Raw genomic sequence first — 25,851 nt, 5'->3', positions numbered from 1 at the left:
ACGATGAACCTGACACCGAGGGAAAAGGACAAGCTGCTGATCAGCGTTGCTGCGATGGTCGCGCGCAACCGGCTGGAACGCGGCGTGAAGCTCAATCACCCCGAAGCCATTGCAATCATTTCGGATTTCGTCGTCGAAGGGGCCCGCGAGGGGCGCTCCGTCGCCGATCTGATGGAGGCGGGGGCAGGGGTGATCTCGGCCGATCAATGCATGGAGGGCATCCCCGAGATGATCCATTCCATTCAGGTCGAAGCGACCTTCCCGGACGGCACGAAGCTCGTCACCGTCCATCATCCGATCCGCTGAGATAAGTTCAGCTTATACAGACTGACCCGAAATAAGTTTTTCTAATGAAAGGCCGTCCGATGAAATTTGTAGCTGCTCTCGCCTTCCTCGCACCCACTGCCGCGCTGGCCCATCCCGGCCACAGCGCGGGGAGCACATGGTTCTTCCACGACGGTCCGCTGATCGGGCTGCTCGCGCTCGCAGCGGTCGCCTATGTCGGGCCCGAACTGGCGCGCGCGCTGCGCCGCAACAAGGAGTGAGCCGATGATCCCCGGAGAAATCCTGCCCGCAGCGGGCGAGATCACGCTGAATGAGGGCTGCGAGGCGATCACGCTGATGGTCGCCAATACCGGCGACCGCCCGGTGCAGGTCGGCTCGCATTACCATTTCGCGGAGACCAATCCGGGGTTGGAGTTCGACCGGGACGCCGCGCGCGGCTACCGTCTGGACATCGCAGCCGGAACGGCGGTGCGGTTCGAGCCGGGCCAGAGCCGCGAAGTGCGGCTGGTGCCCTATCGCGGCTCGCGTGAAGTCTATGGATTCAATCAGAAAGTTATGGGGGCGCTCTGATGTCGGCCACGATCTCGCGTAGCACCTATGCCGATATGTTCGGCCCCACCACCGGCGACCGGGTGCGGCTCGCCGATACCGATCTGATCATCGAGGTCGAGCGCGACCTGACCACCTATGGCGAGGAGGTCAAGTTCGGCGGCGGCAAGGTGATCCGCGACGGCATGGGCCAGAGCCAGATCTCCCGTGCGGGCGGCGCGGTCGATACGGTCCTCACCAGTGCGCTGATCGTGGACCATTCGGGCATCTACAAGGCGGATGTCGGCCTTAGGGCTGGGCAGATCGTGGCGATCGGCAAGGCGGGCAACCCGGATACCCAGCCCAATGTAGACATCATCATCGGGCCGGGGACGGAAGTCATTGCCGCCGAAGGGAAAATCCTGACCGCTGGCGGGTTTGATGCGCATATCCATTTCATCTGCCCGCAGCAGATCGAGGATGCGCTGGCGTCGGGGATGACGACGATGCTGGGCGGCGGCACGGGCCCCGCGCATGGCACGCTCGCCACGACCTGCACGCCGGGGCCGTGGCATATCGCGCGGATGCTGCAGAGCTTCGACGCGCTGCCGGTCAACCTCGCGCTGTCGGGCAAGGGCAATGCCTCGCGTCCCGAGGCGCTGGTCGAGATGGTCGAAGGCGGCGCCTGTGCGCTGAAACTGCACGAAGATTGGGGCACGACGCCGGGCGCGATCGACTGCTGCCTCTCGGTGGCCGACGACATGGACGTGCAGGTGATGATCCACACCGACACGCTCAACGAGAGCGGCTTCGTCGAGAATACGCTGGCCGCGATCAAGGGCCGCACGATCCACGCCTTCCATACCGAAGGGGCAGGGGGCGGCCATGCGCCGGATATCCTGAAGGTGGTGAGCGCGCCGAACGTGATCCCGTCGTCGACCAACCCGACGCGGCCCTATACCGGCAATACGATCGAAGAGCATCTCGATATGCTGATGGTTTGTCACCACCTCGACAACAAGGTGCCCGAGGATGTGGCTTTCGCGGAAAGCCGTATCCGGAAAGAGACGATCGCGGCCGAGGATATCCTGCATGACATGGGCGCGATGTCGATCATCAGCTCGGACAGTCAGGCGATGGGGCGTGTCGGCGAGGTGATCATTCGCTGCTGGCAGACGGCGGACAAGATGCGCAAACAGCGCGGGCGTCTGCCGGAAGAGCAGGGCGACAATGACAACGTGCGGGTGAAGCGTTTCATCGCGAAATACACGATCAACCCGGCGATCACGCACGGGATCAGCCAGCATATCGGCTCGATCGAAGTGGGTAAGCGTGCCGATCTGGTGCTGTGGAACCCGGCCTTCTTCGGCGCGAAGCCCGAGATGGTGTTGATCGGCGGGTCGATCGTGTCTGCGCAGATGGGCGATCCGAACGGGTCGATCCCGGCGCAGCCGTTCTACACGCGCGACATGTTCGGGGCGCTGGGTGGCGCGCGGCATGCGAGTTCCGTCACCTTCATCAGTCAGGCGGCGCAGGCCAACGGGCTGGCGGCGAGCCTTGGTCTGCAAAAGCAGACGCTTGCCGTCGAGGGCACACGCGGCATCGGCAAGGCGCAGATGATCCACAACGCGGCGACGCCCGAGATCGACGTGCATCCCGAGACCTACGAGGTGCGCGCGGATGGCGAATTGCTGACCTGCGCGCCCGCGGAGGTTCTGCCGCTGGCGCAGCGTTACTTCCTTTTCTGAGGATGGCGTCAGCCGCCGGATACGAGGCGCAGCCCGACGTTGACGGGTCTGTCCCGGACGAGTTCGGGCAGGCTATGTCTGGTCGGATCATGCGGTCGCGTCTGCAGCGTGCGGGTCACTTTCTCGCGCTGAAAGGCCGGGTCGGAGCGGATCTCGGGCGGCAGCAGGCGCGGCTCCAGCACCTGGCGGCGGCTGGTGACGATCTCCACTTTCGTCCAGCGGCCGAGACAGGGCATGTCGGGCTGGGTAAGATAGGCTTCGCGCAGCTCTGCCTCGCGGCGTTTGAGCTGTGCGATCTGCGCGCGGATCTGGGCCAGCTCGTCCGCGGGAGTGCGCGGTTCGAAGCAATGGTGGAACATTGAAAGACTCCTTTGCTGCAGAGCAGTCTGCGGTCGGAGGTTTGAGAAAGCGTTAAGGGGAGCCGAGAGAATGAGCGATTATCCCAAGGCCGAAAAAGTAGCGCCGAAGGGCGCCTGGCAGGCGGCGGTCGACTATGTGGCGCTGGATTACGAGGGGCGTTTCCTGCGCCGCAAGCGGCTGGTTGCGGGCTCGGGCGCGGGATTTCTCGTGGATCTGCCGGAGGTGACGAACCTCACGGGCGGCGAGGCCTTCGTGCTGGAGGACGGTCGCTTCATCGAGGTGCGCCCGGCGCTGGAGCCGGTGCTGGTTGTGACGGGCGATCTGACGCGGCTGGCCTGGCATATCGGCAACCGTCACACGCCGTGCCAGATCGAGGCGGAGCGGCTGGTTATCCGGGCCGATCATGTGCTGGAAGCGATGCTGAAGCAGTTGGGCGCGGAGGTGTCGCCCGCAGTCGAGACCTTCCAACCCGAGGGCGGCGCCTATGGGATGGGGCGCACGATGGGGCATGAGCACGGGCATTCGCATGGCCATGGGCATTCCCATTCGCATGACCACGACCATTCGCACAGCCACGACCATCATCACGACCATGCCTGATCCGACCGCCTCCCTCTCGCTGATGCAATGGCTCTCCCCGGCCTTTCCGACCGGGGCGTTCGCCTATTCGCATGGGCTGGAGCAGGCAGTGGCGGCGGGCGAGATCGGCGATGCGGCGGGGTTCGCGATTTGGCTGGGGGATGTGCTGGAGCATGGCGCGGGCTGGTCCGATGCGGTGCTGCTGGCCTGCGGGCTGCGCGGTGGCGATCTCGACGAGCTGGACGCGCTGGGCCGTGCGATGGCGGGTTCGGCCGAGCGGCTGCGCGAGACGGCGGAACAGGGCGCGGCCTTCACGCTGGCGCAGGCGGGGTTGCGGGGCGTCGAGCTGCCGCCGCGGATCTTGCCGGTCGCGCTAGCCGAGGCGGCGCGCGATCTGGACATGCCGGCCGCGCAGGTGATTTCCCTCTTCCAGCATTCCTTTGCGTCGAACCTCGTCTCTGCGGCGATCCGGCTTGTCCCTTTGGGGCAAATCGCGGGACAAACGGTTCTGAGCGACCTGCACGGAAAAATCGCCGAGATCGCGGCACGCGCGGCGCAGGCGGAACTGACGGAGCTGAGCTTCAGCGCCTTTCGCGCCGAGGTCTCGGCCATGAAACACGAGACGCTCGATGTGCGTCTCTTCAAGACTTGAGGTGAGGATATGGGCAACGGACCTTTGCGCGTGGGAATTGGCGGACCGGTGGGCGTGGGCAAGACCACGCTGACCGAGCAGCTGGCGCGGGCTTTGGCGTCGCGCGTGTCGATGGCGGTGGTGACAAACGACATCTATACGCGCGAGGATGCCGAGGCGCTGATGCGCGCCCAGGTGCTGCCGGGCGAGCGAATTCGCGGGGTCGAGACGGGCGGCTGCCCGCATACGGCGATCCGCGAGGATGCGTCGATCAACCTCGCGGCCATCGCCGATCTGACCGCGAAGCTCCCCGATCTGGAACTGGTGCTGATCGAGAGCGGCGGCGACAATCTGGCCGCGACCTTCTCGCCCGAGCTGGCCGATCTGACGATCTACGTGATCGACACGGCGGCGGGGCAGGACATTCCGCGCAAGCGCGGTCCGGGGCTGACGAAGTCCGACCTTCTGGTGGTGAACAAGGTGGATCTCGCGCCGCATGTCGGCGTCGATCTGGCGCAGCTGGAGGCCGATACGCAAAGCGCGCGCGGGTCGAAGCCCTATGTCATGGCGCGGCTGCGCCAAGGTGCGGGCATCGAGGAGATCGTCGCATTTCTCGAGCGTGAGGGTGGTTTGGCGCTGAAACCGATTCCAGCGTGATCACGAAATAGTTGCCCGTTTATTGGGCGAAAACTCACAATTTGTGCGAAAACTTCGGCAGACCCGCCCATTCGGCGGGTTTTTTGCTGCGTGGTGCCGGAATTTTTTGCCGCGTCGCAGCATGAGGGCTTGGATATCGGAGGCGCCCGGCTGTGCGCCCTGGTCGGAGGAATGGCCTCGACCGTTGCCAATAGTGGAGGTTCGGCACCTGCAGAATGAGCCCATCAAGGGCCGCGCAGGGTCGACGCTAACGAGGGAAATGAAATGATCAATCGGCGTAAACTTATGATGTCTGCGGCTCTGGCCGGGGCCATGTCGATGAGCGGGGGCCTCGCCTTCGCGCAGGAGGACGACAAGATCAAAGTTGGCGTTCTGCACTCGCTGTCGGGCACGATGGCGATCTCGGAAACCACGCTGAAGGACACGGTCCTGATGCTGGTCGAAGAGCAGAACAAGAAAGGCGGCATCAACGGCAAGATGCTCGAGGCGGTCGTGGTCGACCCGGCCTCCGACTGGCCGCTGTTTGCCGAAAAGGCGCGCGAGCTGATCACCGTGGACAATGTCGACGTGATCTTCGGGTGCTGGACCTCGGTGTCGCGTAAATCGGTGCTGCCGGTGCTGGAAGAACTCAACGGTCTGCTGTTCTACCCGGTGCAATACGAGGGCGAGGAAAGCTCGCGCAACGTGTTCTACACCGGTGCGGCCCCGAACCAGCAGGCGATCCCGGCGGTGGATTACTTCCTCGAAGAGCTTGGCGTCGAGAAATTCGCGCTGCTGGGCACCGACTATGTCTATCCGCGCACCACGAACAACATTCTCGAAGCCTATCTGCAGGACAAGGGCATCGCGAAGGAAGATATCTTCGTGAACTACACGCCCTTCGGTCAGTCGGACTGGTCGAAAATCGTCTCCGACGTGAAGGCGCTGGGCGCGGACGGCAAGAAGGTCGGCGTGATCTCGACGATCAACGGCGACGCGAATATCGGCTTCTACAAGGAACTCGCAGCCTCGGGCATCACCGCCGAGGACATCCCCGTCGTGGCCTTCTCGGTCGGCGAAGAGGAACTGTCGGGTCTGGGTGAGGCGGATCTCAAGAACCTCGTCGGTCAGCTGGCCGCGTGGAACTACTTCGAGAGCGCCGATACGCCGGAAAACGCGGCCTTCATCGAGCAGTGGCACGCCTTCACCGGCGACGACAGCCGCGTGACCAACGACCCGATGGAAGCCACCTATATCGGCTTCAACATGTGGGTGCAGGCGGTCGAGCAGGTCGGCTCCACCGATGTCGACGAAGTCATCGCCGCGATGCCGGGGCAGGAATTCCCGAACCTCACCGGCTCCACCGCGAAGATGCTGCCGAACCACCACCTGACCAAGCCGGTTCTGATCGGCGAGATCATGGAAGACGGTCAGTTCGACATCATCTCGCAGACCGACCCCGTGCCGGGCGACGCCTGGACCGACTTCCTGCCGGAATCGGCGGTGCTCAAGTCGGATTGGCCGGGTCTCGATTGCGGCATGTACAACACCGAGACCGAAACCTGCGTTCAGAAGAAATCGAACTACTGATCGTGTCTGGGCCGGGAGGGGTGCGCCTCTCCCGGCCGTTTCATCCTAAGGGGACGGGATGCGCAAGTTTTTGATCGCGCTCGGGATTGTGCTGGCATTGGCCGTGCCGGGGCTGGCGCAGGACGCGGGCAGCGCGCCGCAGGCGGAGGTCACGCAAAGCGAAGCCACGGGGCTGCGCGCCGTTCTTCAGGACTATGCCAAGCAGGTCGCCAAGCCGTCGCGCCGCACCATCGGCCCGGTGATCGAGGCGATCGCGGCGTCGGGTGAGGGGGCCTCGCGCTTCCTGCAGGCCTGGTCCGACAAGCGCGTTGGGCTGCGCGAAAGCGACGGCGCCTTCTTCATCGTGAAGAAATCCGGCAGCGAATACGAGCTGAGCGATCCGGTCACCGGGGAGCCCGCCGGCACCGCGCCGAAATCCGACATCAAGGAAGTGAAGCCGAATTCCGGCGTTCGGGCAGAGATCGGCGTGGCGCTGGTGCGGTTTCTGCTGAGCGATCCCGATCCGAAGAAACGCCGCGAGGCGCTGACCGCGATCGACCGCAACGGCGAGGCCTCGCATCTGGAGCCGCTGCGCGCCTCGATCCCCGACGAGCCCGATCCCGCGATCAAGGCGGAAAAACAGCGGCTGGAACGCCTGCTGACGATCCGCTTCGGCAAGGATGCCGAAGAGCGCGTCGCGGCGATCGACAGTTTCGGGGCCGATCTGGGGCTGGATTTCCGCGCGACGCTGAACCCGCTGGTGGCGACGACCCGCAAGGTGTTCGAAGGCGCGCCCGAGGGCAATGTCGCGGAAACGCTCAAGCCGGGCCGCGATATCTCCGAGGATGAGGCCTATGCGAAGCTGGTAAGCGCCGATTTGGCGCCCGCGCGGATATCGGCCTCTCAGATGCAGCAGGCTTTGGCCGCGCATGTCGAGAACGGTCAGGTGGGCGGGCTGCCGCTGGCCACGATGTCCGATCCGGCCAAGCGCGAAGAGGCCTATGCGACGCTGGCTGCTGCCGGCGAGGTGCCGCAGCGGCTGACCGACGCAGAGGCCGCGGCGCTCGTCGCCGATCACCAATTCGCCGATATCTATGCCGAGCGCGACCCGGAGGTGACCGCCGCCGCCGAAGCCGCGCTGACCCGCGTGAGCCGCACGGTGGCGGGGATGCAGACGGTCGATCTCGGCCTCGATGCGCTCTCGCTGGCCTCGATCTATTTCCTCGCCGCCATCGGGCTGGCGATCACCTTCGGGGTGATGGGCGTGATCAACATGGCGCATGGCGAGTTCATCACGATGGGCGCCTATACGGGCTATGTCGTGCAGCTTTTCGTGCCCGATTATACGCTGTCGATCCTGATCGCGCTGCCTCTGGCATTTGCGATCACCTTCGGGGCTGGCGTCGCAATGGAGCGGCTGGTGATCCGGTACCTCTACAAACGTCCGCTGGAGACGCTGCTGGCCACGTTCGGCATCTCCATCGCGCTGCAGCAGCTGTTCAAGAATATCTTCGGCACGCAAGCCCGTCCGCTGACCTCGCCGCCGTGGCTGGAAGGTGCGTGGACGCTCAACGACGTGGTGTCGATCAGCAATATTCGCATCGCGATCTTCGTCTTGGCGCTCGTATTCCTCGCCCTCTACCTTTGGGTGATGCGCAAGACGCGCCTCGGGCTGGAGGTCCGCGCGGTCACGCAGAACCCGTCGATGGCGGCTTCGATGGGCATCAACCCGGATCGCATCAACATGCTCGCCTTCGGGTTTGGGTCGGGCATCGCCGGGATCGCGGGCGTGGCCATCGGGCTTTTCGCGAAAGTCACCTCCGAGATGGGGCAGGACTATATCGTGCAGAGCTTCATGACGGTCGTGGTCGGCGGCGTCGGCTCGATCTTCGGCACGCTCGCGGGTGCGACCCTGATCGGCGTGCTGCAGAAGGGCATCGAATGGCTGAACCCGTCGAATACGCTCGCGGCGCAGACCTACATGATCCTCTTCATCATCATCTTCATCCAGTTCCGCCCGCGCGGCATCATCGCGCTCAAGGGCCGGGCCGCGGGGGATTGAGCATGAGACAGACCCTTATTCCTTCCAATTGCCTGAAATATCCCGGGGGGTCTGGGGGGCTGGCCCCCCAGCTTGGACGCGAGGTGCAGATATGAAATCCGGTTTCCTCGCCAAGAACCCGTCGGTCTTGTGGTTCCTGCTGATCCTCGCGGTCTTCACGCTGGGCGTCACCTTCCTCTCCCATGCCTACGGGCCGGGGGCGATCTCGACCTCGATGGTCAAGACGCTGGGCAAGACGCTGTGCCTGTGCCTGATCGCCATCGCGATGGATCTGGTCTGGGGTTATACGGGCATCTTGTCGCTCGGCCATTTCGCCTTCTTCGGGCTGGGCGGCTACATGATCGGCATGTGGCTCATGTATGAGCGCACACGCGACATCGTGCTGAAATCCGCAGGCGAGTTCCCGATGACGCCGCAGGAGGTCAATGACGCCATCGGCACGCAGATTTTCGGCGTGGTCGGCGGGTCCGATCTGCCCGCGATCTGGACCTTCGCGGGCAACCTGCCGATGCAGCTTCTGTTCGTGGTGCTGGTGCCGGGGCTCTTGGCGCTGATCTTCGGCTGGCTCGCGTTTCGGTCTCGCGTCACGGGCGTGTATCTGTCGATCCTGACGCAGGCGATGACGCTGGCGCTGTCGCTCTACCTGTTCCAGAACGAGAGCGGGCTGCGCGGCAATAACGGGCTTTCGGGGCTGCAGAACATTCCGGGCGTAAGCGCGGGGCAGGATCATCTGTCGATCTGGTTCCTCTGGGCCTCGGCTTTGGCGCTGGGGCTGGGCTATATCGCGGCGTCGCTGATCGTCTCGGGCAAGTTCGGCTCGGTCATTCGCGGTATCCGCGATGACGAGGCGCGGGTGCGCTTTCTTGGGTATTCGGTCGAGGGCTACAAGCTGTTCGTCTTCACCCTGACGGCGGTGATCGCGGCCATTGCGGGGGCGCTCTATTACCCGCAGGCGGGGATCATCAACCCGGGCGAGATGGCGCCCATCGCGTCGATCTACCTCGCGGTCTGGGTCGCGATCGGCGGGCGCGGGCGGCTCTATGGCGCGGTGATGGGGGCGGCCTTCGTCTCGATCGTGTCGAGCTGGTTCACCGGGGGGCGCGTGCCCGATCTGCCGCTGGGCTTCTACACGATCGACTGGGTCGATTGGTGGCAGGTGCTGCTGGGGCTCGCCTTCGTGCTGGTGACCTTGTTCGCACCGAAGGGGCTGTCGGGGCTTGTCGATCTCTTCGAGGGCATTCGCCGTCCGAACCGCCACGGCGCACCGCTCGGACCCGATAAGGGCTCCTTCCGGGAAGAGGAGGCGCAGGAATGACGACGGCGGTCAAACCGGGAGCGGGGGTGCAGACCCTGCTGGAGGTCTCCGGCATCTCCGTCAGCTTCGACGGGTTCAAGGCGATCAACAATCTCAGCTTCAATATCGGCCCGACCGAGCTGCGCGCGGTGATCGGGCCGAACGGGGCGGGCAAGACGACCTTCATGGATATCGTGACCGGCAAGACCCGGCCCGATGAGGGCTCGGTGCTGTGGGGGGAAAGCTCGACCAACCTGCTGCGGCTCAACGAGGCGAAGATCGCGCGGATCGGGATCGGGCGAAAATTCCAGAAGCCCACCGTCTTCGAGGATCAGACCGTGACCGAGAACCTGATGATGGCGCTCAAGGCCAATCGCAGCCCCTTTGCGGTGCTGGGCTGGAAGGCGGGGGCTGCCGATCGGGCGCGCGTCGAAGAGATCGCGGCGCAGGTGGGGCTTGCCGATCAACTGCCGCGCAAATCGGGCGAGCTGAGCCACGGGCAGAAGCAATGGCTCGAGATCGGGATGCTCTTGGCGCAGGAGCCAAAGCTGCTCTTGGTCGACGAACCCGCCGCCGGGATGACCTTGGCCGAGCGCGAGCAGACCACCGCGCTGCTGGTCGATCTGGCGCGCGATCATGCCGTGGTCGTGGTCGAGCACGATATGGAATTCGTGCGCCGTCTGAACTGCAAGGTGACGGTGCTGCATGAGGGGTCGGTTCTGGCGGAAGGCTCGCTTGACCATGTGACCGCCGACAAACGCGTGATCGAGGTGTATCTTGGCCGCTGATCTGACAAAACCCGCGATGCTGAAGACCGAGGGGCTGACGCTCCATTACGGGGGCAGCCAGATCCTGCACGGGATCGACATGGTGGCGCGTGCGGGCGAGGTGACCTGCATCATGGGCACCAACGGGGTGGGCAAGACCTCGTTGCTGAAGGCGATCTCGGGGACGCATCTGCGCTCGGGTGGGTCTGTCACGCTCGATGGCGCCGAGATGGGCCGGGTGCCGCCGCAGGCGATGGCGAAGGCGGGCTTGGGCTATGTGCCGCAGGGCCGGATGATCTTCCCGCTGCTGACCGTGCGCGAGAATATGGAGACGGCTTTTGCCTGCCTTCCGAAATCCGAGCATGTCATCCCGGACGAGATCTACGAGCTTTTCCCGATCCTGAAGGACTTTCTCAATCGCCGGGGCGGGGACCTCTCGGGCGGGCAGCAGCAGCAATTGGCGATTGCCCGCGCGATGCTGATGAAGCCGAAGCTGCTGCTCTTGGACGAGCCCACCGAGGGCATTCAGCCCAACATCATCCAGCAGATCGGGCGGGTGATCTCCTACCTGCGCGAGAAGGGCGATATGGCGATCGTGCTGGTCGAGCAGTATTTCGACTTCGCGCATGATCTGGGCGATAGCTTCTACGTGCTCAAACGCGGCGCGGTCGCGATGGAGGGCACGAAAGAGACCCTGACGCGCGAGGCATTGCGCGAGGTGGTCAGCGTCTGAGGTGCAGGGCGCGGCCCGCTCCGCGATTGCTTTCCGTCGCCTGAACATGGCTGCGAGGGTCCATCTTTTTTCTAATTGCCCGACTCGCCCCTGTGGGCGCATCCTTTCCGCAAGGTCAGGTCTGTTTGGACGTAAGGCCGGACCTCAGGGAGAGACGGGCCGGGAGGGGCGCGTCTGTTAGGGAGGGAGAAACCCATGAAACGCGTTCTTATTCTGGCCGCGCTTGGCGCGCTGGCCAGCTCTTCGGCTGTTGTGGCTCAGGAAGTCTCGGTGGAGCGGGGCAAACTGGTCTCGATCACCTCGGGGTGCCACGACTGCCATACGGCCGGTTACAACGAGTCCGGCGGCAAGATCGACCCGGAGGCGGCGCTCAAAGGCGTGCCGCTTGGCTGGCAGGGGCCGTGGGGCACGACCTATGCGGTCAATCTGCGCGATGAGATCAAGGACATGGACGAGGACGGTTTCGTGAAATACGCGCAGACCTTCGACGCCAAGCCGCCGATGCCGTTCTACAACGTGCATGCGATGCCCGAGAGCGATCTGCGCTCGCTCTGCCAGTATATCAAATCGCTCGGAGACCCGGGGGAGCCGATGCCCGAGGCCTTGCCGCCCGGGGAGGCCCCCACGACGCCCTATATCGTGATGGCGCCGCCAATGATGCCGAACTAGGGCGGCGCGGCTTGCGCCATCGGCCCTTATGACCGGCGTCATTTTCGTGATCCGCACGCACCTGCTATCCTGTCAGGGAAGGAGGCGTGATGATCCGAGCCATCGTCATAGGGCTTGCACTGTTATGTCCGGCAGCGGGCGGGGCCTGTCCCGCGCCGCTGCCGATGTCTGTGCCCGATGCGGTGACAGAAGCGCTCGCCGCGTGGATCGAGTCGCATAGCGACTATACGGTGCCTCAGGGCGCGCCTGCGATCTTCATGTGCCAGAGCGGGGAGGTCATCACCTATGAGGGGCATGACCTTCTGGTCGATCCCGATCTGCGCGCGGCCTATGATCTGATGGAGGATCGAATCTTCCTTGTCGGGCCGTGGTCCGAAGACGATCCGATGCGGCTTTCCTCGCTGCTGCATGAGTTGATCCACCGCGCGCAGTTCCACGCGCGCGACTGGCCCTGTCCGGCGGCGGCCGAGCCGGAGGCCTACCGGTTGCAGGAGGCGTGGCTGGCCGAGCGGGGGATTGATCCGGGCTTCGCCTGGGCCGAAATCTACCTGCATGCGCGCTGTCCCTCGGACCGTCACCCGTAGAACGCGCATCGTGAGATCCGACAGGGTTCCCTACATTACATTTCTGTAAGCGGATTGTTGCCAACCCGCTGACGCGCGGTGAAATTCTCCTTCGGCGAAGGGGGTATTCGCGGCTATGGAGGTGGTAACGAAGACGCAACAATTCGACATCGACAGTGATCGCCCATGCTCTCCATCTCTGATCTTGCGGGCCGTGCGGCCCCTCTCTCGCTTGTTTTGATCGCGGTGCTGACCGTCTCGGCCTGCACCCCGACGAGCGGCGACAGGATGGGCTTTGCCAGCGCGCGCGATCAGGCGGGTGCGGTCAATCTCGAGCGTCGCGCCTATGCGGTCGAAGTGGCCAAGCAGATGCGCGCCAAGCGCCAACGTGTCTGGTGCGTGCCGTTTGCGCGCAATGCCTCGGGCATCGACATTCGCGGCAATGCCAAGACGTGGTGGTCGCAGGCCAAGGGGCTCTATGCGCGCGGTCATCAGCCGAAGGTCGGCTCGGTGATGGCGTTCTCGGCGACCAGCCGCAATCCACTGGGGCATATCGCGGTGGTCTCGGGCGTCGACTCGCCGCGTCAGATTCGCGTCGATCATGCGAATTGGGAGCGCAACAAGGTGTCGCTCGACATGGTCGTCGTGGACGTCTCGGAAAAGAACGACTGGAGCCGCGTGCGCGTCATGAGCAATCCCGGCGCGCTGGGCCGCGTCTATCCGATCACCGGGTTCATCTCGAAAGGCTGAGGCCTAAGGGGCGCGGGCTCAGCCCTCGCTGGTCAGCCGCTCGGCCTTCTTGCGCACCAGAACGCTGCGCAGGTCGTGCATCGTCAGCAACAGCGTATCCGTGATCTCTTCGAGCTGCGCATCGGTCGCCTTCGACTGCGCCCATTGCGCGACGAGATTGAGGTGATCGACCGCGCGCAGGATGTCGTCCACATCGCGCTGGGCGAGCACCTCGCGGCGATGCGCCATCCACGCCTCGATCTCGGCGCGATCGTCCTCGGTCAGAACCCGGTCGCCCTGCGGTTTGATCTCGCCGTTGCGGATGTTGATATTGGCGATCGGGTCCATCTCGATCCGGCGCTGACGGTTCTCGGTATCGACGCGAAACACCGTCGCGCCGTTTTCCTTCACCCGGAAGTAATACTCGGGCAAGTCAGTCATTCGCCAGTCTCCCTCGGCCGTTCCGCCTTATGACAGCCCTTCGCAGAAGGCCTTGATCCGGGCGCAGGCCTCGGTCAGGGCCGCGTCCGATGTAGCGTAGCTGATGCGGAAATTCGGTGAAAGCCCGAAGGCCGCGCCGAAGACCACGGCGACGTTGTTTTCCTCCAAGAGCGCATTGGCGAAATCCTCGTCGCTCTCGATCTTGCGCCCGCCAGCGGAGGTCTTGCCGATGCAGTCCTTGATCGAGGGGTAGACGTAGAACGCGCCCTCGGGCGTCGGGCAGGAGATGCCGGGGCAGGCGTTGAGCCCGGCCACCACCAGATCGCGCCGCCGCTTGAAGGCGGTGCGGAAGGTGTCGATGAAATCCTGCGGGCCGTTGAGCGCCTCGACGGCGGCCCATTGCGAGATCGAGCAGGGGTTCGAGGTGGATTGGCTCTGCACCTTGCGCATCGCCGCGATCAGCTCTTTCGGGCCCGCCGCATAGCCGATCCGCCAGCCGGTCATCGCATAGGCCTTGGAGACGCCGTTGACCGTCAGCGTGCGCTCATACAGCCCCGGTTCGACCTGCGCGGGCGTTGTGAATTCGAACCCGTCGAAGGTGAGATGTTCATACATGTCGTCGGTCATCACCCAGACATGCGGGTGACGCATCAGCACCTCTGTCAGCGCCTTGAGCTCCTCGCGCGAATAGGCCGCGCCCGAGGGGTTCGAGGGCGAGTTGAAGAGGAACCATTTGGTGTTCGGCGTGATCGCGGCTTCCAGCGCCTCGGGGCTGATCTTGTAGCCCGTCGCGGGATCGCCCGGCACGAAGACAGGCGTGCCGCCGCCGATCAGCACCATATCCGGGTAGCTGACCCAGTAGGGGGTCGGGATCACCACCTCGTCGCCGGGATTGAGCGTCGCCATCAGCGCGTTGAACAGCACCTGCTTTCCGCCCGAGGAGACGGAGACCTGCTCGGGCGTGTAGGACAGGCCGTTTTCGCGGGCGAACTTGGCGCAGATCGCCTGTTTCAGCTCGGCGATACCGTCCACGGCGGTGTATTTCGTGCGGCCTGCGTCGATCGCGGCTTTGGCTGCGTCCTTAATCGACTCGGGCGTGTCGAAATCGGGCTCGCCCGCCGAAAGACCGATCACATCGCGGCCTTCGGCGCGCAATTCGGCCACCTTCCCGGTCATCGCGACCGTCGGCGAAGGTTTCACCCGTGCAAGCGTGTCGGAAAGGAATGCCATCGCGTCGCCCTTGATTTGTAACTCGTTCGGCAAACTTCTAGGCTCGGCACTAGAAGCGTTCAAGCGAAAGCGGGAGAGAGAGCATGGTCGACGATTGGTATGGCGAGGCGAGCGCAACGTTCGGCGACCGGCTTGCGGGCGCGCGCGAGGCGGCAGGGTTGAGCCAGGAGGATCTGGCAACGCAGCTGGGCGTCCGGCTCGAGACGCTGCAGGCCTGGGAAGAAGACGTGCTGGAGCCGCGCGCGAACCGGCTGCAGATGCTGTCGGGGATGCTCAACGTGACGCTGATGTGGCTGCTGACCGGATCGGGCGAGGGGCTTGACGGCCCGCCCGAACAGGGAGAAGAGGCAAAGGCGGAACGCGCCCTCGTGCGCGAAATCCGGGAAGTGCGGTCCGGGCTCGAAGATCTCGATGTGCGGCTGGCACGGCTGGAGAAGCGCTTGGTGGCAGGAGAGAGTTGATGACAGAGACGCGAGAGGCGCGGCTGAAACGGATGAAGATGCGCAGCTGGCGGCGCGGGATCAAGGAAATGGACCTGATCCTCGGGCCTTACGCCGATGCGTGCCTGCCCGATCTGGATGCCGCCACTCTCGATCTCTATGACGAGCTTCTCGAAGAGAACGATCAGGACCTGTATCCGTGGGTCTCGGGCGCGCAGCCTTGCCCGCCGAAATACCTCGATCTGCTCTCCGTAATCGGCCAATTCGCCCGCGAGCGCCACATTACAAAAACCTGAAAACGGCGCGGAAGCCCCGGAATTCATAGGGTTTTGCGCGAATTTTCGGAGAATTCGGGCCGCTTAACGGTATCTTTGCCATTTCCCGCCACTGTCTTGCGTCAGGGGCAGCGAAACTGGCGGAGAATGCTATGACCGTGCAGAAATCTGCAAGCGACATGACGCCCGTCCCGGCGACGCCGGGGCTGATGGCGGGATACTTGGACAGCCTCTCGCTGCTGGAGCGGCTGCATCGCTTGCTGCTCGACGTCATCAAGGACGAGTTCGAGCGGCTGGGCATCCTCGAGATCAACCCGGTGCAGGCGCTTTTGCTGTTCAACGTGGGCGAGAACGAGGTAACCGCGGGGGAGCTGAAGACCCGCGGCTATTATCAGGGCTCCAACGTCTCCTACAATCTCAAGAAGCTGGTGGAGGCGGGCTACATGCACCATCAGCGCTGCGAGATCGATCGCCGCTCGGTGCGGGTGCGCCTGACCGCGAAGGGGCGCGAGCTGCGCGAGAACGTGGCGACCCTGTTCGAGCGTCACGCCTGCGGGATGGAGACGCGCGGCGTCATCACCTTCGACGCGATGGAGGAGATGAACCACACGCTGCGCCGGATGGAGCGCTACTGGACCGACCAGATCCGCTATATCTACTGACCCTTGCGCAGGTCGCGTTTGCGCGATGACGCCCGGTTCTCCTTGCCGCAACGGCGTGGGGCGTGCTTCCTTGCCGTGACGATATGCGGGGAGGGGGCACGCGATGAAACAGCTTGGTCAAAAGGCGATGCGGGGGGCGATCCGGGTCGGCATGGCGGCGGCGCTGCCGATTGCGGGGCTCGCATGGTGGAAGCGCGACGAGATCGCGCGGCTGCGCGCGGTGAACCGGCTGTTCGAGCCCGACCGGATCGTCGGCAATTTCTCCAACATGCCCGCGCTGTTCCATTCGCGCGAGATCGCACGTGGCGACGGGCCGGTGTCGGACTTGGCCCGCGGCGCGGAGGAGGCGCTGCCCGAGGGCGTCGAGGATTGGATCGACCGGCGCTGGGTCACCGCGCTGGTGAAGCTGCGCCACGGCCAGATCACCCATGAACGCTATTTCCGCGGGACCGCGCCGGACGATCTGCGCATTTCCTGGTCGATGGCGAAGAGCTTCCTCTCGGCCACGCTGGGCATCCTGCACCATCAGGGCGTGATCCCTGATCTCGATGCGCCGCTCACCCGGTTCGCGCCGCAGCTTAAAGGCTCGGGCTATGAGGGCGTGACGATCCGCGATGCGCTGGTGATGTCCTCGGGCGTGGCCTTCAACGAGGACTATCTGGATTTCCATTCGGATATCAACAAGATGGGCCGAGTTCTCGCGATGGGACGGTCGATGGACGCCTTCGCCGCTTCGCTCAAGATCCGCGAGGCGGAGCCGGGCGCGCGGATGCTCTATGTCTCGATCGACACGCATGTTCTGGGGATGGTGATCGCGGGTGCGACCGGGGCTGATCCGGCGGAGGTGATGCGCGAATTGCTGATCGCGCCGATGGGGCTGGAGGCCGCGCCGGTAATGTTGACCGACGGGCTGGGCGTCAGCTTCGTCCTTGGCGGGCTGAACCTGCGGACGCGGGACTATGCGCGTTTCGGTCAGATGTTCCTGCAAAAGGGCTTCTGGAACGGGCGCCAGATCGTGCCCGAGGACTGGGTTGCGCAATCGACCGCGCTGCAGGCGCCGAAAGGCGAGGGCTACGGCTATCAGTGGTGGGTGCCCGTCGATACGGCGGATCACGGCGGCGATTATTTCGCGCGCGGCATCTATGGCCAGCATATCTATGTCAGCCCCGCGACCGACACGGTGATCGCGCTCAACGCCGCCGACTGGCGTTTCAAGGACGAGGGCGTCGAGGAGGAAAACCTTGCCATGTTGCGCCGCATCGCAGAGGTTTCCTGACAGGGAGGGCCGCGCGATGCAGATGTATGAGGCGATCAACGTGCTGGGCGGCGCCTTGCAGCCCTGTTCCCTCAAGCCCCGCACCGGGTTCTTCCGCGATGGCAGCTGCAATACCTGCTGGGAGGATAGCGGCTCCCATACGGTCTGCGCGGTGATGACGGCGGAGTTTCTCGCATTCTCGAAATATCTCGGCAACGATCTGAGCACGCCGCGCCCGGAATATGATTTTCCGGGGCTGAAACCGGGCGACCAATGGTGCCTGTGCGCCTCGCGCTTCTTGCAGGCGGTGCAGGAGGGCTGCGCGCCCGAGGTGATGCTGGCCTCGACCCATCGCGATGCCCTGCGGGTGGTGCCGTTCAAGATGCTGGCCGATCATGCCGCCGAGAAGAAGGGCGGGAAGGGCTGAGGCTCAGCCCGTCGCGCCGCCCACCGGCACCCAGAGCACATCCTCGATCTTCGGCGCGCTGGTCGCGAGCATCACCAGCCGGTCGAAGCCAAGCGCGATGCCCGACGCCTCGGGCATGATCTCGAGCGCGGCGAGGAAATCTTCGTCGATCGGGTAACGCTCGCCGTAAAGCTCTTCCTTCAGATCCATATCGCCCTCGAAACGGCGGCGCTGTTCGGCCGGATCGGTCAGCTCGCCAAAGCCGTTCGCGAGTTCGACCCCGCAGGCGTAAAGCTCGAACCGTTCGGCGACGCGGGCGTCATCCGGGGCCGGGCGGGCCAGCGCAGCCTCGGCCAGCGGATAGCGATCCAGAATCGTCGCGCGGCCATGGCCCAGATGCGGCTCGACCTTCGCTACCAGCAGTTTCGAGACGATGTCCGACCAGCTGTCCGCCTCGGCCACTGCAAAGCCGATCGCCTCGCATTGCGCGCGCAGGGCTTCCGCGTCGGTCTTGGCCCCGTCGCAGGTGGCGAGCAGGTCGATCCCGGCATGGCGCTGGAAGGCGTCGGCCACCCACAGGCGCTCGGGTTCGGCGAAGGGGTCGCATTCGGCGGTGCCATAGCGCAGCACCGACGATCCCGCGGCTTCGGCTGCCAGCCGCAGCATCGCCGCGCAATCGGCCATCAGCGCGGTATAGTCTTCGCCCGCGCGATACCATTCCAGCATGGTGAATTCGGGCGAATGGCGCTTGCCCGCCTCGCGGTTGCGCCAGACATGGGCGAAGGCGGCGATGCGCGGCTCGCCCGCGGCCAGCAGCTTCTTCATCGCGAATTCGGGCGAGGTGTGCAGATACATCCGCCGCGCCTCACCGTCATTGTCGATCATCTCGGTGGCGAAGGCGTGCAGATGCGCCTCGTTACCGGGCGAGACCTGAAGCGCACAGGGATCGACCTCGACGAAATCCTCTGCCGCCAGCCAGCCGCGGATCGCCGCCTGAATGCGGTTGCGCGCGAGAAGGGCGGGGCGGCGGTCGGCGTGGCGCTCGGGCGTCCAGAACGGGGGCATGACAGGCCTTTCAGGCTGGAAATCGGGGCGCAAATGGTTTAGGCGACCAGCAACCCGGGCGCCAGAGCCTGTTTCATCCGAATTCAAAGGGGTCCTTTCATGGCGAAAGTCATCGCTTCCTCTGTCCGCAAGGGCAACGTGCTTGAAATCGACGACAAGCTCTACGTCGTGATCACCGCGCAGAACATCCATCCCGGCAAGGGCACGCCTGTCACGCAGGTCGATATGCGCCGCATCTCGGACGGCACGAAGGTGTCGGAGCGCTGGCGCACGACCGAGCAGGTCGAGCGTGCCCATGTCGAAGAGCGCGAATACGATTTCCTGTACGAGGATGGCGAAGGCTATCACTTCATGGACCCCGAGACCTATGAGCAGCTCGCGGTGCAGGAAGACGTGATCGGCGATGCGAAGGTGTTCCTGCGCGACGGTATCCGCGTCCACCTCAAGACCTTCCAGGAGAACGCGATCGCGATCGACCTGCCGCAGAAAGTCACCGTCGAGGTCGAAGAGACCGAGCCGGTCGTGAAGGGTCAGACCGCCTCGTCGAGCTACAAGCCCTCGCTCTGCACCGGCGGGATTCGCGTGATGGTGCCGCCGCATATCGGCGTGGGCACCCGCATCGTGATCAACACCGAAGACACGACCTATGTGGAGCGCGCGAAGGACTGATCCTCGCCGCGATCTTATGGAGAAGGCGCCCTGCGGGGCGCCTTTTTTGTTTGCGGATGGGGTGGGTCAGGCGGGGCGCTGCGTGGGGCGCGCGGGCCAGACCTCCAGCAGCCCTGCACCCAACACCAGCGCGCCGCCTGCGATTTCCAGCGCGGCGAGCCGTTCGCCCGCGATCAGCGCGGCGGAGACCGCGCCGACCAGCACCTCGCTCATCAGCAAGATCCCGATCCGCGCCGGTTCGAGCCGCACGGTCGCCCACATCAGCGCCGCGGTCGCAGCGCCCCACCAGAACACCCCGGCGGAGAGGGTCAGGCCGAGTGCTGCGGGCCAATCGATCCCGCTCGAGGGGAGCGGCGCAAGGAACGGCGCGAGGCAAAGCGCGGTGAGGGCCGCGCCCGCCGCGAAGACGAAGGTGGCGGGGCCGGGGGAGAGCGTCGATCTGGTGCGCATCCCCGTGGTCGCGACCGACCAGATCACGCCGCCTACGAGCGTCATCCATTCGCCCAAGCTGCTGGGGAGGGGCAGGCCACCGCTCGCGCCCAGCATCAGGCCGAGCCCCGACAGGCCGATCACAATCGCGGCCAGTCGCAGGCGCGAGACCGGCCAGCCGAGCACGAACCGTCCGATCAGCACCGACCAGACCGGGGTGAGAAACCACAGCAGGATCACCAGCGCGACGCGGCCATAGAGAAAGCCGATCGAATAGAGCGCGAAGGCCGCCCCGCCAAGCGCGACCGAGATCAGCGCGGCCGGCGTGGCGGTAGCGAGTTCGTAGCGCTTGGCCCAGGCGATGGGTGCGAGGGCCACGCAGGCGACCAATGTGATCGCAACCGTGCCCCACGCGCCCGCCAGACCGTGCCCGTCCAGCGCGCGCACCGGGAGCCAATAAAGCCCCCAGAGCGCGCCAGTGATCAGCGTGATCGCGCTGGCGACAAGGGTGACACGGGCCTCGCTCACCCTTTGATCCGCTCGATCCACGCCTCGAGGGCGGCCAGCGCCTCGGGTTCGTCGAGGAAGGGGATATGGGCGCGGTCGGCGACGCGGGCATAGATCATGTCCGGGCGGCGGCGTTGCATCTCTTCTGCGGTGGCGTCGCTCAACAGATCGGAATTCACGCCGTGGATCAGCGCCAGCGGCAGCCCCTCGGTCGCCTCGAAGAGCGGCCAGGCCGGCTCCAGGCCCTTGAAGGCGCCGATAAACGCCTCGCGCAGGGCCGGGTCGTAATTGATCTTCAGCCCGTCCTCGGTCTCGACGTAATGGTGGCGCACCTCCATGGCCCAGCGGTTGGGCGGCACCTTGTCGAAGCCGATCATCGCCTCGGGCAGCTTCTCGGCCATTTCCGCATAGGTCTTCGCCGCCGGGTTGCGCCCGATATAGTCGAAGATCTTGTTCAGCCCCTCTTCTTCGAGGACGGGCCCGATATCATTCAGCGCGAGCCCGGTCAGCCGGTCTTTCGCGGTCAGTGCAATGAACATCCCGACGAGGCCGCCACGCGAGGTGCCGAGGATCGCGGCCTTCTCGAGCCCCAGATGATCGAGCAGTTGCAGCGCATCGGCCGCTTCGCGCGGCACGGTATAGGTGTCCCCGCCGGACCAGTCGCTCTCGCCGCGCCCGCGGTAATCCATGCAGATGAACCGCACGCCCTTGAGATGCGGCGCGACATAGTCGTAATCGTGGGTGTTCCGCGTCAGACCGGACAAAGCCAAGATCGGCATGCCGCTGCCACTGTCGCTATACGCGATCTTCGCGCCATCATCCGCGGTAAAGAACTCCATTACGCCGCTCCTCTCTAGATTGCTGACCTGTCAGCGATCATAGTGCCTTAGAGGGAGATCGCCATGGCTGACACGCTGGATAGATTACACGAAAAACTGAGTGCGCTCGAAGACGAGATCGAAGCGGAATGGGAGCGCAGACGGGACAAGATGGCGTTCCGGCTCGACCATAACCGGGTGGTCTTCGAGGCGGGCGTACGCGATGCGCATCGGCGCGCGCGGGTGGGGCTGTTTCGCTTCCTGTCCTATGCGCGCCCGATGGTCATTCTGACCGCCCCGGTGATCTATTCGCTGATCGTGCCCTTCGTGCTGCTCGACCTTTTCGTGAGCCTCTATCAGGCGATCTGTTTTCCGATCTACCGCATCGCCAAGGTGAAGCGCGCCGATCATATCGTGATCGACCGTCAGCATCTGGCCTATCTCAACGCGCTGCAGAAGCTGAACTGCGTCTATTGCGGCTATTGCAACGGGCTTCTGAGCTATGTCCGCGAGATCGCGGGCCGGACCGAGCAATTCTGGTGCCCGATCAAGCACGCGCACCGGGTGAAGGGGGCGCATCTGCGCTATCGCAATTTCGTGGAATACACGGATGCGGAAGGGTTTCAGGCGCAGACGATGCGGCTGCGGCGCGCGCTGCGCGAGATGAAGGAGTGAGCGCGGCTCAGAGGTGGTCGGGCACCGCGCGCAGGTCCGTCAGGATCGCCGCGGGTTTATAGGGCAGCCGCTCGACCGGGGCGCCCGCGCGGTTGACCCACAGCACCCGGAAGCCCGCCTTGGCCGCCCCCGCCGCATCCCAGCCGTTCGACGAGATGAAACAGGTTTTCTCCGGTTCGACGCCCATCTTCTGGGCGATCATCTCGTAGACGGCGGCGCGGGGCTTGTAATGGCCGATCTCGTGGATCGAGAGCACCTCGTCGAGCAGGTGTCCCACGCCTGCCGCATGGACCGCAGCGCCCAGCATCTCCGGCGCGCCGTTCGACAAGATCGCGCGCCCGACGCCGCGATGGTGCAGCGCGTCGAGCATCGCGGGCACTTCGGGGAAGGCGGGCAATTCGCGGTAAAGCGCCATCAGCCGCTCGGCCAGATCGGGATCGTCGAGATTCTGCGCGGCCATCGCCCAATCGAGCCCGTCGCGGGTCAGCTGCCAGAAATCGACGTAATCGCCCATCACCTCGCGCAGCCAGCTATATTCGAGCTGCTTGCGCCGCCAATCGGCAGCAAGGCGCGGCCAGATCTCGGTCAGGCGCGGCTCCTCGGCGGCCAGATTGCGCGCGGCAGCGTCGACGTCGAAAAGCGTGCCGTAGGCGTCGAAGACGCAAAGCTGAATGGACATGATATTTCCTCCCGGGCCACAGCCTAGCGTCGGCGGGGCCGGGTGCAAGGGTCAGTAGATCTCGCACGAGGCTTGCGTGGCGGCGCGAAGCCCTTCGGCCAGACGCTCGGCAAAGCCATTGTCGCGCAGCGTCGTCAGGCCCTTGGCCGTCGTGCCCGCATAGTCGATCATCTCCTGCACATGGGCCTGAGGGGTCGGGCCCTCGGCCATCATCTGCCCGGCCGAGAGGAACAGCTGCCGCACCGCGCGATCGGCGATCTCGGGCGGGACGCCTTGCTCTTCGGCGTGGCGCGCCATTGCGGCGGCGCAGGCGGCGACGAAGCCCGGCACCGGGCCGGTCATGGCGGTGAAGAGGTCGATCTGCGCCTCGTCGGTGAGTTCGTCTGTCTGCCCGCAGGCCTCAAACAGGGCCCGGGTGCGGGCGCGGTCGTCTTCGGTCACGGCATCGCTCGCGATCCATGGGCTATAGGCGAGGCCCTTTGCGGCCGCCGGGCTCGACATGGCGCGGATCACGCGGGGGCTGGCGCTGATGCGGGTGAGGTCGGCGAGCGGCACGCCCGCCATGACGGAGATCACCAGCTTGTCTTTCGCGTCGATCGTGAGGGTCCGGGCGGCCGCGGGCGGCACGCAGAGGATCACCACGTTGCAAGCCTCCGCCAGCGCCTGCGGATCGGTCAGCACGTTCTCCGGCGGGAAGCCGTCAATGTCAGGCCGCGCGCCGGAGCGGTTGGCCATCAGAAGCGATCTGGGTTCCGCGCGCCAGAGCGCCTCGGCGATCGCCGCGCCGAGCATCCCTGAACCGATAATGCCGATGGAGAAATCGAGTGCCATGCGCACCTCCCTGCGTGTTCGGGAAAGCCTAACGCGGGGCAGGGGATGGGGGAAGGGAGGGAGTAAGCAGGGCGCGCGGCGGCCCGTGGGGTGGCGCGCCATGACTTTGGGGCTGGACGCTTTATCCCAGCCACATACCTCTGTCGTTTGGGCTGTGTGCGCGGGTGTCAATGCGCCAGCCCGTCGGGACGGGCCGGCGCGCGCCCTGCGGCTTCGCCGCGTTCCGGGCGCGGATTGCGCTCGACGTTTCTTACAGGTTCTCCGCCGCGGGCATGCCCATGACGTGATAGCCGCTATCGACCGAGATGATCTCGCCGGAGGTGCACGCGCCGTAATCCGAGAGCAGATAGACGGCCGTGCCGCCGATCGCTTCCAGCGTCGCGTTGTGGCGCAGGGGCGAATTGTGCTCCGTGTGGCGGAAGGTCTTGCGCGCGCCGCCGATTGCAGCACCGGCCAGCGTCTTCATCGGGCCGGGCGAGATCGCGTTCACGCGGATGCCGTCGGGGCCCAGATCGGCTGCCAGATAGCGCACGGCCGATTCCAGCGCCGCCTTGGCCACGCCCATCACGTTGTAATAGGGCGTCACGCGCTGCGAGCCCATATAGGTCAGCGTGATCATCGAGCCGCCTTCGTTCATCAGTTCCGAGGCGCGCTTGGCCACGTCGATGAAGCTGTAGCAGGAGATCGTCAGCGAGTTCTTGAAGTTCTCGCGGGTGGTGTTGATGAACCGGCCCGCAAGCTCGGACTTGTCGGAATAGGCGATGGCGTGAACGACGAAATCGATCGAACCCCATTCCTCTTTCAGCTTGGCGAAGGCGGCGTCCATCGAGGCGTCGTCATTCACGTCCACATCCAGCAGGAAGCTGCAGCCCACGCTTTCGGCCAGCGGTTCGACCCGCTTGCCGAAGGCTTCGCCCTGATAGGAGAACGCCAGTTCCGCGCCTTGCTCGGCCAGTGCCTTCGCGATCCCCCAAGCGATTGAGCGCTCGTTGGCGACCCCCATCACGAGGCCGCGCTTACCCTTCATCAGTTCCGCCATTCCCGTCCCTGCCGCCGTTTTAAATTCGTTAGTCCAAATATTTGCTCATCACGAGCGACGCGTTGGTGCCGCCGAAGCCGAAGCTGTTCGACAGGACTGAGTCGAAATCGACATTGTCGATCCGCTCCATCGCGATCTCTTCGGGTTTGATCGCCGGGTCGAGCTCGGTGATGTTGGCCGAGGCCGTGATGAAATTGTTCTGCATCATCAGGAGGGAATAGATCGCCTCATGCACGCCGGTCGCGCCGAGCGAGTGCCCGGTGAGCGATTTGGTCGAGGAGATCTTCGGCACGTTTTCCTCGCCGAAGACGCGGCGTACGGCCTGCACTTCGGTCACGTCGCCCGCGGGCGTCGAGGTGCCATGCGCGTTGATGTAGGAAACCTTGCGGCCTTCGGGCAGGGTGCCGACCGCGAGCTTCATCGACCGCTCGCCGCCTTCGCCCGACGGCGCCACCATGTCGTGGCCGTCCGAGGTCGCGCCGTAGCCGGTGACTTCCGCGTAGATTTTCGCGCCGCGCGCCTTGGCGTGCTCGAGTTCCTCCAGCACGACGACGCCGCCGCCGCCTGCGATGACGAACCCGTCGCGGGTTGCGTCGAAGGCGCGCGAGGCCAGCTCGGGCGTGTCGTTATATTTCGACGACATCGCGCCCATCGCGTCGAACAGACAGCTCAGCGTCCAGTCAAGTTCCTCGCCACCGCCAGCGAAGACGATGTCCTGCTTGCCCATCTGGATCAGCTCGGTGCCGTTGCCGATGCAATGCGCCGAGGTCGAGCAGGCCGAGGTGATCGAGTAGTTTACGCCCTTGATCTTGAACGGCGTGGCCAGACAGGCCGAGTTCGTCGAGCTCATGCAGCGGGTGACCATGAACGGCCCCATCCGCTTGGGCGAGCCCTTTTCCATGACGATGCGATGCGCCTCGAAGAAGTTCGAGGTCGACGGACCGCCCGAGCCCATGATCAGGCCGCTGCGCGGGTTCGAGATGTCGCTCTCTTCCAGACCGCTATCGGCCAGAGCCTGCTCCATCGCGATGAAGTTATAGGCCGCGCCCGGACCCATGAAGCGCAGGTTGCGCTTGTCGATATGGTCCTCGAGCGTGATCTTCGGCTGGCCTTTGACCTGGCTGCGGAAGCCGCGCTCGGCGTAATCCTCGGCGAATACGATGCCGGATTTGCCGGCCTTCAGGCTGGCGGTGACTTCTTCGGCATTGTTGCCGATGGGCGAGACGATGCCCAAACCGGTGATGACGACGCGGCGCATGCGGGCCTCCTGTCTTGTC

The 25,851-nt window shown here is 64.8% G+C and carries 32 protein-coding genes; 22 read left to right on the top strand and 10 right to left on the bottom strand.

The annotated features are described in order from the left end of the window. Positions 1-3 precede the first annotated feature (3 nt). The 4 genes from AXZ77_RS14125 to ureC are packed head-to-tail and all read left to right on the top strand — an operon-like array spanning position 4 to position 2,561. The gene (locus AXZ77_RS14125; RefSeq protein ID WP_075776945.1) at positions 4-306 is read left to right on the top strand and encodes an urease subunit gamma; all 303 of its coding nucleotides are present in this window, start codon (positions 4-6) and stop codon (positions 304-306) included. 59 nt (positions 307-365) lie between these two features. Next, the gene (locus tag AXZ77_RS14120; RefSeq protein ID WP_141536281.1) at positions 366-545 is read left to right on the top strand and encodes a hypothetical protein; all 180 of its coding nucleotides are present in this window, start codon (positions 366-368) and stop codon (positions 543-545) included. Between the two features lie 4 nt (positions 546-549). Further along, complete coding sequence (locus tag AXZ77_RS14115; RefSeq protein WP_078520264.1) at positions 550-855, top strand: urease subunit beta; 306 nt, start codon at positions 550-552, stop codon at positions 853-855. Next, the gene (gene ureC, locus AXZ77_RS14110; protein ID WP_098411632.1) at positions 855-2,561 is read left to right on the top strand and encodes an urease subunit alpha; all 1,707 of its coding nucleotides are present in this window, start codon (positions 855-857) and stop codon (positions 2,559-2,561) included. The genes AXZ77_RS14115 and ureC overlap by 1 nt, the downstream gene beginning before the upstream one ends. A gap of 8 nt (positions 2,562-2,569) precedes the next feature. Here the strand turns inward: ureC and AXZ77_RS14105 are convergent, their stop codons facing one another. Then, positions 2,570-2,920: a hypothetical protein gene (locus tag AXZ77_RS14105; RefSeq protein ID WP_098411631.1), complete on the bottom strand. Its 351-nt coding sequence runs from the start codon at positions 2,918-2,920 to the stop codon at positions 2,570-2,572. A gap of 70 nt (positions 2,921-2,990) precedes the next feature. Between AXZ77_RS14105 and ureE the strand changes: the two genes are divergently transcribed. From ureE to AXZ77_RS14050, 11 genes are all read left to right on the top strand, one after another. Then, positions 2,991-3,521: an urease accessory protein UreE gene (ureE, locus tag AXZ77_RS14100; protein WP_098411630.1), complete on the top strand. Its 531-nt coding sequence runs from the start codon at positions 2,991-2,993 to the stop codon at positions 3,519-3,521. Then, positions 3,514-4,152, top strand: coding sequence for an urease accessory protein UreF (locus tag AXZ77_RS14095; protein ID WP_098411629.1), 639 nt, complete (start codon positions 3,514-3,516; stop codon positions 4,150-4,152). The genes ureE and AXZ77_RS14095 overlap by 8 nt, the downstream gene beginning before the upstream one ends. Before the next feature lie 9 nt (positions 4,153-4,161). After that, positions 4,162-4,788 carry an urease accessory protein UreG gene (ureG, locus tag AXZ77_RS14090; protein ID WP_098411628.1) on the top strand — a complete coding sequence of 209 codons (627 nt, stop codon included), beginning with the start codon at positions 4,162-4,164 and terminating at the stop codon, positions 4,786-4,788. Positions 4,789-5,076: 288 nt separating this feature from the next. Continuing rightward, the gene (gene urtA, locus AXZ77_RS14085; protein WP_255266562.1) at positions 5,077-6,357 is read left to right on the top strand and encodes an urea ABC transporter substrate-binding protein; all 1,281 of its coding nucleotides are present in this window, start codon (positions 5,077-5,079) and stop codon (positions 6,355-6,357) included. A gap of 58 nt (positions 6,358-6,415) precedes the next feature. Next, on the top strand, positions 6,416-8,398 hold the full coding sequence (gene urtB / locus AXZ77_RS14080; protein WP_098411627.1) for an urea ABC transporter permease subunit UrtB: 1,983 nt from the start codon (positions 6,416-6,418) through the stop codon (positions 8,396-8,398). Positions 8,399-8,489: 91 nt separating this feature from the next. After that, a complete protein-coding gene (gene urtC / locus AXZ77_RS14075; RefSeq protein ID WP_098411626.1) occupies positions 8,490-9,713 on the top strand; it encodes an urea ABC transporter permease subunit UrtC in 1,224 nt (407 codons plus the stop codon). Between the two features lie 26 nt (positions 9,714-9,739). Further along, positions 9,740-10,480, top strand: a complete 741-nt coding sequence (gene urtD, locus AXZ77_RS14070) for an urea ABC transporter ATP-binding protein UrtD (RefSeq protein WP_098412567.1) — start codon at positions 9,740-9,742, stop codon at positions 10,478-10,480. A gap of 16 nt (positions 10,481-10,496) precedes the next feature. Then, the gene (gene urtE, locus AXZ77_RS14065) at positions 10,497-11,192 is read left to right on the top strand and encodes an urea ABC transporter ATP-binding subunit UrtE (protein ID WP_075776995.1); all 696 of its coding nucleotides are present in this window, start codon (positions 10,497-10,499) and stop codon (positions 11,190-11,192) included. A gap of 195 nt (positions 11,193-11,387) precedes the next feature. Continuing rightward, positions 11,388-11,861: a c-type cytochrome gene (locus AXZ77_RS14060; RefSeq protein WP_098411625.1), complete on the top strand. Its 474-nt coding sequence runs from the start codon at positions 11,388-11,390 to the stop codon at positions 11,859-11,861. An 89-nt stretch (positions 11,862-11,950) separates the two neighbouring features. Further along, positions 11,951-12,445 carry a DUF6647 family protein gene (locus tag AXZ77_RS14055; RefSeq protein WP_141536280.1) on the top strand — a complete coding sequence of 165 codons (495 nt, stop codon included), beginning with the start codon at positions 11,951-11,953 and terminating at the stop codon, positions 12,443-12,445. Between the two features lie 165 nt (positions 12,446-12,610). Beyond that, the gene (locus tag AXZ77_RS14050; protein WP_098411623.1) at positions 12,611-13,174 is read left to right on the top strand and encodes a CHAP domain-containing protein; all 564 of its coding nucleotides are present in this window, start codon (positions 12,611-12,613) and stop codon (positions 13,172-13,174) included. An 18-nt stretch (positions 13,175-13,192) separates the two neighbouring features. Here AXZ77_RS14050 and AXZ77_RS14045 read toward each other — a convergent pair whose 3' ends face one another. Both AXZ77_RS14045 and AXZ77_RS14040 read right to left on the bottom strand, forming a co-directional pair. Further along, complete coding sequence (locus AXZ77_RS14045; protein WP_098411622.1) at positions 13,193-13,594, bottom strand: hypothetical protein; 402 nt, start codon at positions 13,592-13,594, stop codon at positions 13,193-13,195. Between the two features lie 27 nt (positions 13,595-13,621). Then, positions 13,622-14,824, bottom strand: a complete 1,203-nt coding sequence (locus AXZ77_RS14040; protein ID WP_098411621.1) for a pyridoxal phosphate-dependent aminotransferase — start codon at positions 14,822-14,824, stop codon at positions 13,622-13,624. A gap of 83 nt (positions 14,825-14,907) precedes the next feature. On the opposite strand from AXZ77_RS14040, the gene AXZ77_RS14035 reads away from it, so the two are divergent. The 5 genes from AXZ77_RS14035 to AXZ77_RS14015 all read left to right on the top strand — a co-directional run bounded on the left by AXZ77_RS14035 (position 14,908) and on the right by AXZ77_RS14015 (position 17,883). Continuing rightward, entirely contained in the window at positions 14,908-15,285 is a 378-nt protein-coding gene (locus tag AXZ77_RS14035) for a helix-turn-helix transcriptional regulator (protein ID WP_078520249.1), read from the top strand. After that, on the top strand, positions 15,285-15,560 hold the full coding sequence (locus tag AXZ77_RS14030) for a succinate dehydrogenase assembly factor 2 (protein ID WP_098411620.1): 276 nt from the start codon (positions 15,285-15,287) through the stop codon (positions 15,558-15,560). Before AXZ77_RS14035 ends, AXZ77_RS14030 begins: the two co-directional genes overlap by 1 nt. A 158-nt stretch (positions 15,561-15,718) precedes the next feature. Further along, positions 15,719-16,201, top strand: coding sequence for a MarR family winged helix-turn-helix transcriptional regulator (locus AXZ77_RS14025; RefSeq protein WP_093477043.1), 483 nt, complete (start codon positions 15,719-15,721; stop codon positions 16,199-16,201). Positions 16,202-16,304: 103 nt separating this feature from the next. Continuing rightward, the gene (locus AXZ77_RS14020; protein ID WP_098411619.1) at positions 16,305-17,477 is read left to right on the top strand and encodes a serine hydrolase; all 1,173 of its coding nucleotides are present in this window, start codon (positions 16,305-16,307) and stop codon (positions 17,475-17,477) included. Positions 17,478-17,493: 16 nt separating this feature from the next. Further along, positions 17,494-17,883, top strand: coding sequence for a DUF2237 family protein (locus tag AXZ77_RS14015; RefSeq protein ID WP_078520246.1), 390 nt, complete (start codon positions 17,494-17,496; stop codon positions 17,881-17,883). 3 nt (positions 17,884-17,886) lie between these two features. On the opposite strand, the gene epmA is transcribed toward AXZ77_RS14015, so the two are convergent. Next, a complete protein-coding gene (gene epmA, locus AXZ77_RS14010; RefSeq protein WP_098411618.1) occupies positions 17,887-18,927 on the bottom strand; it encodes an EF-P lysine aminoacylase EpmA in 1,041 nt (346 codons plus the stop codon). 99 nt (positions 18,928-19,026) lie between these two features. Between epmA and efp the strand changes: the two genes are divergently transcribed. Then, positions 19,027-19,596 (top strand): elongation factor P, encoded by a 570-nt coding sequence (gene efp / locus AXZ77_RS14005; RefSeq protein WP_098411617.1) that lies wholly within the window; start codon positions 19,027-19,029, stop codon positions 19,594-19,596. 66 nt (positions 19,597-19,662) lie between these two features. Here the strand turns inward: efp and AXZ77_RS14000 are convergent, their stop codons facing one another. After that, positions 19,663-20,553, bottom strand: a complete 891-nt coding sequence (locus tag AXZ77_RS14000; RefSeq protein WP_098411616.1) for a DMT family transporter — start codon at positions 20,551-20,553, stop codon at positions 19,663-19,665. Then, positions 20,550-21,371, bottom strand: coding sequence for an alpha/beta fold hydrolase (locus AXZ77_RS13995; RefSeq protein ID WP_098411615.1), 822 nt, complete (start codon positions 21,369-21,371; stop codon positions 20,550-20,552). The genes AXZ77_RS14000 and AXZ77_RS13995 overlap by 4 nt, the downstream gene beginning before the upstream one ends. A 63-nt stretch (positions 21,372-21,434) precedes the next feature. Here AXZ77_RS13995 and AXZ77_RS13990 point away from each other — a divergent pair, with 63 nt between their 5' ends. After that, positions 21,435-22,025: a hypothetical protein gene (locus tag AXZ77_RS13990; RefSeq protein WP_098411614.1), complete on the top strand. Its 591-nt coding sequence runs from the start codon at positions 21,435-21,437 to the stop codon at positions 22,023-22,025. Positions 22,026-22,032: 7 nt separating this feature from the next. Here the strand turns inward: AXZ77_RS13990 and AXZ77_RS13985 are convergent, their stop codons facing one another. From AXZ77_RS13985 to fabB, 4 genes are all read right to left on the bottom strand, one after another. Next, positions 22,033-22,704, bottom strand: a complete 672-nt coding sequence (locus AXZ77_RS13985; protein ID WP_098411613.1) for a haloacid dehalogenase type II — start codon at positions 22,702-22,704, stop codon at positions 22,033-22,035. Positions 22,705-22,755: 51 nt separating this feature from the next. After that, a complete protein-coding gene (locus tag AXZ77_RS13980; protein ID WP_098411612.1) occupies positions 22,756-23,535 on the bottom strand; it encodes a pyrroline-5-carboxylate reductase in 780 nt (259 codons plus the stop codon). Positions 23,536-23,785: 250 nt separating this feature from the next. Then, positions 23,786-24,574 (bottom strand): enoyl-ACP reductase, encoded by a 789-nt coding sequence (locus AXZ77_RS13975; protein ID WP_098411611.1) that lies wholly within the window; start codon positions 24,572-24,574, stop codon positions 23,786-23,788. Between the two features lie 28 nt (positions 24,575-24,602). Continuing rightward, positions 24,603-25,832 (bottom strand): beta-ketoacyl-ACP synthase I, encoded by a 1,230-nt coding sequence (fabB, locus tag AXZ77_RS13970; protein ID WP_098411610.1) that lies wholly within the window; start codon positions 25,830-25,832, stop codon positions 24,603-24,605. Positions 25,833-25,851: the final 19 nt, after the last annotated feature.

The sequence above is a fragment of the Thioclava sp. ES.031 genome (genome assembly GCF_002563775.1).
In the GTDB taxonomy this organism is placed as follows: Bacteria; Pseudomonadota; Alphaproteobacteria; order Rhodobacterales; family Rhodobacteraceae; genus Thioclava.
Note: the sequence above shows the minus strand (reverse complement) of the source record. Positions and strands in the feature narration are given on the sequence as shown.